The sequence below is a fragment of the Acrocarpospora catenulata genome, assembly GCF_018476525.1.
Classification (GTDB): domain Bacteria; phylum Actinomycetota; class Actinomycetes; order Streptosporangiales; family Streptosporangiaceae; genus Acrocarpospora; species Acrocarpospora catenulata.
The window spans coordinates 209013-217765 of sequence record NZ_JAHCST010000002.1 but is presented as its reverse complement, the minus strand read 5'-3'; the positions used below and the strand labels follow the sequence as shown (position 1 = coordinate 217765).

The window sequence follows — 8753 nt, the reverse complement described above, 5'->3', positions numbered from 1 at the left end:
GGAGGCCCTAACGGTGGCCTTGTTCCGCTCTAAATCGGACCATGTGAAGTTGTCTGTCTGAATTGCTCTGTTTCGGCCGGGACGGTCAGTCGACCCCGTGCAGGCCGCGCCGCAGGGCCTCCAGGTGCTCGACGGCGATGCGTCGCTGCTCCGCCGGCCGGTCGGGCGCGCCGAACGCGTGGTAGAGCCCGGGGAAGTTGTGCGACTCGACCGGCACACCGGCCTGCGACAACCGCAGGGCGTACAGGATGCCCTCGTCTCGCAGCGGGTCGAGACCGGCGGTGGAGATGTAGGCGGGGGGCAGCCCGGACAGGTCCTCCACCCGGGCGGGGGCCGCGTACGCCGGTGCCGTGTGGTCGCCGCCCAGGTACAACCGCCAGCTCTCCTCGGCCAGCCGCCGGTTCCAGATCGGCACGTCGGCGAGCTCGATCATCGACCTGGTGTTCAGCCGGTCGTCGAGCGCGGGGGTGCTGAGGTGCTGGAAACGCAGCGGCGGCCCGCCCCGGTCGCGGGCGAGCAACGCCACCCCGGTGGCCAGCGCGGCGCCCGAGCTGGCGCCCGCCACGCCGAGCCGCGCCGAATCGACGCCGAGCGAGGCGGCGTCGGCGGCGAGCCAGCGCAGCGCCGCGTAGGCGTCCTCCAGACCGGCCGGGTACGGATGCTCGGGCGCCAGGCGGTAACCGACCGCGACGACGATGACCGACGCGTACGCCGCCGCCTGCGCCGCGCCCTGGTGGACGTGGTCGAGGTTGCCGAGCACGAACCCGCCGCCGTGCAGCCACAGGGTGGCGGGCGCAGGCGCGGTCAGCCCGTGCGGACGGTAGATCCGCACCAGCACGTCCGGCGCGCCGGCCGGCCCGGGGACGGAGCGCTCGCTGACCGCGACGGCCTCGAATCCCGGCAGCTCGTGCAGCGGCCGCAGGGCGGTACCGGCGCGGTCGAGGACCGCGTCGGCGAGGGTGCCGGTGATCGGCATGGTCACACCTCCAGAGAAAGGGCCTGTGACGGGCACAGGTCGAGAATGGCGCGGAACCGCCGCTCGTCCCCGTCGGGCACCTCGGGGTCGAGCACCACGACCAGTCCGAGCTCGGACTGGTCGAAACGGTCCGGCGCGGACAGCACGCACTGCCCGGCGCCCAGGCAGCGGCCTTGGTCGGCGGTGATACGCATGATTCGGTGTCCTCTTCCTCAGGTGGCTTCCCGCGATGGGCGTTTACCAGGTGACGGGCAGTTCCCAGATGCCCTGCACGCCTCCGGCCTCCTTGATCGGAAGCTCTCCGGAGTCCCGGGCCAGCCGCAGACCGGGGAGTCTGCGGAAGAGGGTGCCGAGGGCGATCTCCATCTCGGCGCGCGCCAGATTCTGCCCGATGCACTGGTGCACGCCGTGCCCGAACGAGACGTGGTTGCGGGCGCCCCGCTCGATCTCGAAATCGGCGGGGCCGGGGAACGCCGCGTCGTCGCGGTTGGCGGTGGAGATGACCACCACGATCCCGTCCCCGGCTCGGATGCGCTGCCCGGCCAGCTCGGCGTCGGCGGTGGCGAACCGGGCGATGCCATCCGCGATGGCCATGAACCGCAGCAGTTCCTCCACCGCCGTCGGCAGCAGGGACGCGTCGGCCCGCAGCGCGGCGAGCTGATCGGGATGCTCCAGCAGGGTGAGCACGCCCAGCGCGATGGCGCTCGCGGTGGTCTCGTGCCCGGCGACGAGCAGCAGCAGCGCGATGTCCACCAGCTCGCGGCGGGTCAGCACGCCGGTCTCCACCTGCTCGGCGATGAGCGTGTCCAGCAGCCCGTCGCCCGGGTCTTGCTGCTTGCGGCCGATCAGCCCGTCCAGATAGGCGCTCAGCTGCGCGAAGGCGTCCGCGCTCTCCTCCAGGCTGGTGCTGCCGGTGACCACCCGCCGGGACTGCTGCTCGAAGAAGGTGTGGTCGGCGTACGGCACGCCGAGCAGCTCGCAGATGACGATGGACGGCACCGGCAGCGCGAACTCCGGCACCAGGTCGGCCACCGGGCCCTTGGCCTCGATGGTGTCGATCAGGTTGTCCACCAGCGCCTGGATGCGCGGGCGGAGCGCCTGCGCCTTCTTCACGGTGAAGCTGGACAGCAGCATCCTGCGCTGCACGGTGTGCTCCGGCGGGTCCATGCCGATGAAGTTGCGCACCTTGCGGGCGGACTCGAAGCGCGGCGCCAGCGCCGGGTAGTGGGGGTGGACCCGGTCGGAGGAGTAGGTGGCCGGGTCGAGCAGCACCCGCCTGGCCTCGGCGTGGCCGGTGACGGCCCACACCTGGCGGCCGTTGTACAGCCGCACCCGGGACACCGGCCCGTGCCGGTCGTACTCGGCGTACCCGGCCGGCGGGTGGTAGGGGCAGCCGCGGGGCTGGGGGTACTCGGGGATCCCGGCGGTCATTCCTTGGCCTCCAAGACGGTGATCGGGGCGGGAGCCGCGGGCGTGGCAGAGTCCCGCCGGGAGAGGCTGAGCCGGCGGACGGCGGGCGACTCGACCCATCGGAACAGCGCGTAGGCGAGCACCAGGCTGACCGCGAGGGCGAGCAGCAGCAGCCCGGCCCCGGCGACGGGGGCCAGGTCGCGTCCCTCGACCAGGTACCGGTGGCCGTAGGTGACGACCATGAAGTGGACCATGTAGAAGGCGAAGGACAGCTCGCCGAGCCGTACCAGGGCCCTGCCCCGGAACGGCGAGCGACTGGCGTGCAGGTCGGCCTGGGCCGCGGCGACCACCAGCGGGGTCAGCCACAGCGCGGCGGTGCCGGCGATACCGAACAGGTAGGGGACGTTGGCCTGCACGAGGTAGCCCACGGTGGCGATCAGCAGCGCGGGCAGCAGGCCGAGCCGCGGCCAGGAGCCGTCCAGCACCAGCCGCGCCGCCACCACGCCGAGTACGAACTCGGCCGCGCGGATCGGCGGGAAGAAGTACACGAACCAGATCTGCTCGAAGGAGAGCGATCCGTCGGCGATGAACGGCAGCGGGGTGCCGCCGATCGCGTAGGTCGCCACCAGCGGTGCGGCGAGGGTGACGGCGACCAGCGCCACGGCCGTGATCCACAGCGCCCGCGCCGAGAACCGTCCCAGCACCCGCAGCACCGCCGGGAAGCTCAGGTAGAACAGCAGCTCGCAGGAGAGCGACCAGCTCACCGAGTTCATCGTGTTCGGGACGGTGATGTCGGGGATCCACGACTGGAGGAGGAACAGGTTGGCGAGCGTTCCGGTGGTGGTGAACTGCTGCGCCGTCAGCAGCATCAGCACCCCGGCCGCGACGAACGTCACAAGGTGGTTGGGGAAGATCTTCACCAGCCGCCGCCGCCAGATGCGCGGCGCGGTGTCGTCCGGGCGGGCCGACCAGGTGAGCACGAACCCGCTGAGGACGAAGAAGAAGGTGACGCCGTAGAAGCCCGCGTTGTCGAACACCGTGCCGAGCGCGTCCCCCGCCGCGCCGTCGATGAACCTGGTCTGCCAGGTGGTGTGGAAGGCGAACACGAGCAGCGCCGCGATGAAGCGCAGTCCGGTCAGGGACGGGAGTCGGGCGCCGCGTGGTTGTTCTGGTGAGCTCGTCATGAGCATCGCTCCCGGGGCTGGAAGGAGTCGGGCCCATCGCCGTGGGCCGGGGTTGCCCTGACGAGGCTGGCAGCCGGGTATTGGCCCGGTCTAAAGCCGTTCTTGTGCCGGTTCGCGGGAGATCCGCCGCGCTCGCTTGGGCACCGCGTCGAGCAGCGAGCGCGTGTACGGGTGCGCGGGCCCGGCGAACACGTCCTCGACGGGGCCGGACTCCACGACCCGGCCGTCCTTCATCACCAGCACCCGGTCGCACACCTCGCGCACGACGGCCAGGTCGTGCGAGATGAACAGCGTGGCCAGCCGCAGTTCGTTCTGCAGGCGGCGGAGCAGGGCCAGCACCTGGGCCTGCACCGACACGTCCAGCGCGGACACCGGCTCGTCGCAGACCAGCAGCCGGGGCTCGGGGGCCAGGGCGCGGGCGATGGCCACCCGCTGGCGCTGGCCGCCGGACAGGGCCGCGGGCCGCCGGTCGAGCAGGTCGGGCGCCAGGCCCACCCGCTCCAGCAGCCGTACGGTGTGGCCGAGCCGGTCGCGGCGCGGGACGCCGGTCGCGGCCAGCGCCTCGCCGATGACGCGGGACACCGGCCAGCGCGGGTCGAAGGCGCTCAGCGGATCCTGGGGGATGAGCTGGATCGTGCGCCGTCTGGCCCGGCGCGCTCGCTCCGGCGCCCCGCTCCAGGGCAGCCCGTCCAGCAGCACCGTGCCCTCGTCCGGCCGCACCAGCCCGAGCACCATGCGGGCCAGCGTGGTCTTGCCGGAGCCGGACTCACCGACCAGGCCGAGCGTCTCGCCGGCGCGCAGCGTGAAGTCCACGCCGGCCACCGCCGTCCGCCTGGCCCCGCGTCCACCGGCGAAGTGCTTGACGGCGCCGGTGACGCTCAGCAGCGGCAGGTCCTCGCCGGGCGCGGGCGGGGCCGCCCGCGCAGGGCGGGGACGGCTGCCCGGCACCGCCGCGAGCAGTTCCCTGGTGTAGTCGTGCCGCGGGTCGTCGAGCACCCGCTCCGTCGGCCCCGACTCGACGATCACGCCGGCGCGCATCACCGCCACCTCGTCGGCGAGCGCCTCCACGACGGCCAGGTCGTGCGAGATCAGCAGCAGCCCGGTGCCCTGCTCCTTCAGCTCCGCGAGCAGGTCGAGCACGCGGGCCTGCACGGCGGCGTCCAGCGCGGTCGTCGGCTCGTCGGCGATCAGCGTGCCGGGGCCGGCCGCGATGGCCGAGGCGATGAGCGCCCGCTGCCGCAGGCCGCCCGACAGCTGGTGGACGTACTGCCGGGCCCGCTCCTCGGGTTCCGGTACGCCGACCCGGGTGAGCAGGCCGACCACCGCGTCCGCGGCCTGGCTACGGGGCACCGTCCGGTGCGCGAGCAGGGATTCGGTGATCTCCGTGCCGATCGGGCGCAGCGGGTCGAGCGCGACCAGCGCGTCCTGGGCGACCAGGCCGATGTGCCGGCCGCGGATCCGCCGCCAGTCGCGCGGGCCGAAGCGGAGGGCGTCCTGCCCGGCGACGCGCAGCCGGTCGGCCGTGACGCTCGCCGTGGGTCCGGCCAGCCCGAGCAGGGAGCGGGCCAGCGCCGACTTGCCCGAGCCCGACTCGCCGACCAGGGCCAGGCAGCGTCCGGCGTACAGGCGCAGGGAGGCGGCGCGTACGGCGTGCACCTGGGTGGCGCCGGCACCGAACCGGACATGCAGTCCGTCCACATCGAGCAGCGGTTGTTCGGTCATGACGCGTACCGTCCCTCGGATCGTGCCTGCGCGTGGCGGCCCACCACGGTCACCGCGACGACCGTGCAGACGAGCATCAGCCCGGGGAACAGCGCGATCCACCAGGCCTGATGGAGGAAGCCCTGGCCTTCGGTCAGCATGGCTCCCCACTCGGGCGTCGGCGGCTGGGCGCCCAGGCCGAGATAGCTCAGCGCGGCGCCCGTGGAGATCGACGCGCCGAGCGTGATGGTGCCCAGGACCAGCAGCGGGCCCACCGTGTTGGGCAGCACGTGCCGCAGCACGATCAGCGGCCGGCGCACGCCCAGCCCGATCGCCGACTCCACGTAGCCGGACCTGCGCACCACCATGGCCTGGGCGCGGACCACCCGGGCGAAGCCGGGCGCGATGCCCACCGCCACCGCGATCGTCGCCCCGCTCACGCCCTTGCCGGTGATCAGCACCACCAGCAGGGCCAGCAGCAGCGCGGGCAGCGCCAGCAGGGCGTCGGCCGCGCGCATCAGCACCGCGTCGCCGAACCGGCCGGACAGGGCGGCGACCAGACCCCAGACCAGGGCGATGACCAGCCCCGCGGCGGTCGCCGCCGCCCCGATGGACAGGGAGTAGCGGGCGCCGTGCACGACGCGGGTGAAGACGTCCCGGCCGAGCTGGTCGGTGCCGAACAGGTGGGCGGCGTCCGGGGCCTGCAGCGCCTGCAACGGGTCGGTGTCGGTGGGGCTGCCCGCGGCCAGCAGCGCCGGATGGACGGCGGCCACCAGCAGCAGCGCCAGCAGCGCCGCCGACAGCAGCACCGCGGGGCCCGGCAGCGGCCGCGAGAACCGTGGCCGCTGACGGGACGCCGGATCGACTTGTTCCGTCGTCATGCGGCCTGGACCCCCGTACGCTTGCGCAGCCGCGGGTCCACGACCGCGTACAGCACGTCGACCAGCGCGCTGGCGGCGACGAACACCACCGCGGAGAGCGCCACCACGCCCTGCACGACCGGCAGGTCCCGGTCGCCGACGGCCTGGAGGGTCACCCGCCCGATGCCGGACCTGGCGAAGACGTTCTCCACGATCACCGTGCCGCCCAGCAGGGTGCCGGTGAACCACCCGGCCAGGGTCAGCGCGGGCAGCGCGGCGTGCCGCAGCGCGTGCCGGTACCTGACCGCAGGCTCGGGGAGCCCGCGCGCCCGAGCCGTGATCACGAACGGCTGCTCCAGCGCGCCGAGCAGGCCCTCCCGCAGCACCTGGGTCAGCACCGCGGCGATCGGCAGCGCCAGGGTGATCGTCGGCAGGATCAGCGACGCGAAGTCGCCGGTCTCCGCCACCGGCAGCCAGCCCAGCCGGAAGGAGAAAATGGTGAGCAGCATGATGCCGAGCCAGAAGGAGGGGGTGGAGACGACCACCAGCTCCACCACGGCCGACACCCTGCGTGGCCAGTTGGCCCGCCCCGAGGTCGCCACGGTCACCAGCACCGCCAGGAGCGGCGCCAGCAGCGTGGCCCCCAGCGCGAGCTGCACGGTCGGCCACAACTGGTCGGCGAGCACCGTCGCCACGGGCTGCTGGAGCTGGTAGGAGTCGCCGAACCGGCCCGTCGCCAACCGGCCCAGGTAGGCCAGGTACTGCACGATGAGCGGCTCGTCCAGCCCGTACTGCTGGCGGATGGCCTCGTGCTGCTCCTCGGAGACCAGCGCGTCCGAGCCGACGATGGCGTACACCGGGTCGCCGGGGATGAGCTGGAGCACCAGGAAGGCGCAGGTGGCCGCGGCCCAGACCACCAGGGCCGCGCTCACCAGCCGGACGGCCACGAGCCGGACGGCACCCATCAGGGGGCCTCGACCCAGGCGGCGTAGAACTCGGGGTGGGCGGAGATGCCGAGCCGCAGGTCGTGCACCCGGGTGCTGAACCCGACGTTCTGGGTGTCGATGTAGGTCGGGACGACGGCCGCCTGGTCGATCGCCCAACGCTGCGCCTTGGCGTAGTTCGCCGCGCGCTCGGCGGGGTCCTGGGCGGTCTGCGCGGCCGTCAGCCACTGGTCCATCTCGGGGTCGGCGACCTGGGCGAAGTTGTGGCCGCTGTTCTTGGAGGTCTGGTCGGAGAAGAAGAAGTGGCTGAGGATGTCACCGTCGCCGCGGGCCCAGGACAGCTCGACCACGTCGTAGCGGCCCTCGTCCAGCCGGCTGCCGACCTCGATGGCGTCGGTCGAGGCGGCCAGCTGCAGGTAGATGCCGCTCTTCTTCAGGTCGCCCTGCACCGCCTGGGAGAAGGTGCTCGGCTTGCCGTAGATGGGGGCGACGACGGTGAGCCGCTTGCCGTCCTTGGTGCGGTAGCCCTCCGCGTCCCGCCCGGTCCAGCCGGCCTCGTCGAGCAGCTTCGCCGCCAGCGCCGGGTCCGGCGGCCACGTTCCCTCCAGGGTGGGGTCGTAGCTGGCCGGGGTGGTCGGGGACAGGACGCTCCAGGCGCGGGGGTAGAGGCCCTGGAACACCGACTTCACGATCGTGTCGATGTCGATGGCGCGCTGGAACGCCTGGCGGACGCGCCGGTCGGAGAAGAGGGGGCTCTTGGTGTTGAGGTAGAAGGTGTTGACCGCGCCGGGCACCTGCTTGTCCAGCACCTCGAGCTTGGGGTTGTCCTTGACCAGCGTCAGCTGGTTGGCGGGGATCGCACTGGCGGTGTCGACCTGACCGGAGGTCAGCGCCCCGATCCGGGTGGCGTCCTCGGTGATGAACCTGACCTTGAGCGAGTCCAGCCGGGGCGGCCCGGCGTGCCCCGCGCTCTTCGGCGCCCAGGCGTAGGCCGGATTCTTCAGGTACGTCCGCTCCTGGCCGCGCACGTAGGGACCGGACTTGAACGGGCCGGAGCCCACCGAGCCGTCCCCGGCCGCGCACAGCTTGTCGGAACCCGCGGCCAGCGAGGCGGGTGCGGCGATCCCCAGGGCGGTGGTGCTCGCCGCCTGCAGGAACGGCACGTACGGGCGCTCGAACTCGATCTTCACCTCGTACGGGCCGGAGACCTTGATGCCCTTGTACGGGCCGAGCAGCCCGGCGGCGTACTGCGAATTGGTCTTCGGGTCGGTGATGTGGTCGAAGTTGGCCTTCACCGCCGCGGCGTCCAGCTTGCTGCCGTCATGGAAGACGACGTCCTCGCGCAGGGTGAAGGTGTACTCCTTGCCGTCCGGGCTCACCTGCCACCGGGTGGCCAGCCAGGGCTCCAGGCTCCCGTCGGGAGTCTGGTACACCAGCGAGTCGTAGACCGGCCGCTGCAGGAACGAGGTGACGTCCTGGGCGCTGACGTGCGGATCCCAGCAGTCCGGTTCCTGCTCGACCGCGTGGGTGAGAGTGGTCGCGGTCCGTGGTTTGGCGGCCCCCGTGCCGCTGCCGGAGCCCTCCGAGCCGCACGCCGCGGTGACCAGAGGGAGGACGAGAAGCAGGACGGCCGGCAGCGCGGCACGTGATGGAGGCATGAGAACTCCAGAGTGCGGTC

General features: G+C 72.8%; 8 protein-coding genes. All 8 read right to left on the bottom strand.

Annotated features, from left to right (window positions below; translation table 11 throughout):
• Positions 1–85 precede the first annotated feature (85 nt).
• The gene (locus tag KIP79_RS02920; protein WP_214103113.1) at positions 86–976 is read right to left on the bottom strand and encodes an alpha/beta hydrolase; all 891 of its coding nucleotides are present in this window, start codon (positions 974–976) and stop codon (positions 86–88) included.
• Between the two features lie 2 nt (positions 977–978).
• Positions 979–1170, bottom strand: coding sequence for a ferredoxin (locus tag KIP79_RS02915; protein WP_214103112.1), 192 nt, complete (start codon positions 1168–1170; stop codon positions 979–981).
• Between the two features lie 43 nt (positions 1171–1213).
• Complete coding sequence (locus tag KIP79_RS02910) at positions 1214–2407, bottom strand: cytochrome P450 (RefSeq protein WP_214103111.1); 1194 nt, start codon at positions 2405–2407, stop codon at positions 1214–1216.
• Positions 2404–3570 (bottom strand): acyltransferase family protein, encoded by a 1167-nt coding sequence (locus KIP79_RS02905; RefSeq protein WP_214103110.1) that lies wholly within the window; start codon positions 3568–3570, stop codon positions 2404–2406. The genes KIP79_RS02910 and KIP79_RS02905 overlap by 4 nt, the downstream gene beginning before the upstream one ends.
• Positions 3571–3660: 90 nt before the next feature.
• Positions 3661–5292 (bottom strand): dipeptide ABC transporter ATP-binding protein, encoded by a 1632-nt coding sequence (locus tag KIP79_RS02900; RefSeq protein ID WP_214103109.1) that lies wholly within the window; start codon positions 5290–5292, stop codon positions 3661–3663.
• Positions 5289–6152: an ABC transporter permease gene (locus KIP79_RS02895; RefSeq protein WP_214103108.1), complete on the bottom strand. Its 864-nt coding sequence runs from the start codon at positions 6150–6152 to the stop codon at positions 5289–5291. Before KIP79_RS02895 ends, KIP79_RS02900 begins: the two co-directional genes overlap by 4 nt.
• Positions 6149–7096: an ABC transporter permease gene (locus KIP79_RS02890; protein WP_250212575.1), complete on the bottom strand. Its 948-nt coding sequence runs from the start codon at positions 7094–7096 to the stop codon at positions 6149–6151. Before KIP79_RS02890 ends, KIP79_RS02895 begins: the two co-directional genes overlap by 4 nt.
• Positions 7096–8733 (bottom strand): ABC transporter substrate-binding protein, encoded by a 1638-nt coding sequence (locus KIP79_RS02885; RefSeq protein WP_214103107.1) that lies wholly within the window; start codon positions 8731–8733, stop codon positions 7096–7098. The genes KIP79_RS02890 and KIP79_RS02885 overlap by 1 nt, the downstream gene beginning before the upstream one ends.
• Positions 8734–8753: the final 20 nt, after the last annotated feature.

Excerpts from the sequence above, each read along its gene's own strand:
- KIP79_RS02920 (WP_214103113.1), bottom strand. The coding sequence starts at position 976 with ATGCCGATCACCGGCACCCTCGCCGACGCGGTCCTCGACCGCGCCGGT.
- KIP79_RS02915 (WP_214103112.1), bottom strand. The coding sequence starts at position 1,170 with ATGCGTATCACCGCCGACCAAGGCCGCTGCCTGGGCGCCGGGCAGTGC.
- KIP79_RS02910 (WP_214103111.1), bottom strand. The coding sequence starts at position 2,407 with ATGACCGCCGGGATCCCCGAGTACCCCCAGCCCCGCGGCTGCCCCTAC.
- KIP79_RS02905 (WP_214103110.1), bottom strand. The coding sequence starts at position 3,570 with ATGACGAGCTCACCAGAACAACCACGCGGCGCCCGACTCCCGTCCCTG.
- KIP79_RS02900 (WP_214103109.1), bottom strand. The coding sequence starts at position 5,292 with ATGACCGAACAACCGCTGCTCGATGTGGACGGACTGCATGTCCGGTTC.
- KIP79_RS02895 (WP_214103108.1), bottom strand. The coding sequence starts at position 6,152 with ATGACGACGGAACAAGTCGATCCGGCGTCCCGTCAGCGGCCACGGTTC.
- KIP79_RS02890 (WP_250212575.1), bottom strand. The coding sequence starts at position 7,096 with ATGGGTGCCGTCCGGCTCGTGGCCGTCCGGCTGGTGAGCGCGGCCCTG.
- KIP79_RS02885 (WP_214103107.1), bottom strand. The coding sequence starts at position 8,733 with ATGCCTCCATCACGTGCCGCGCTGCCGGCCGTCCTGCTTCTCGTCCTC.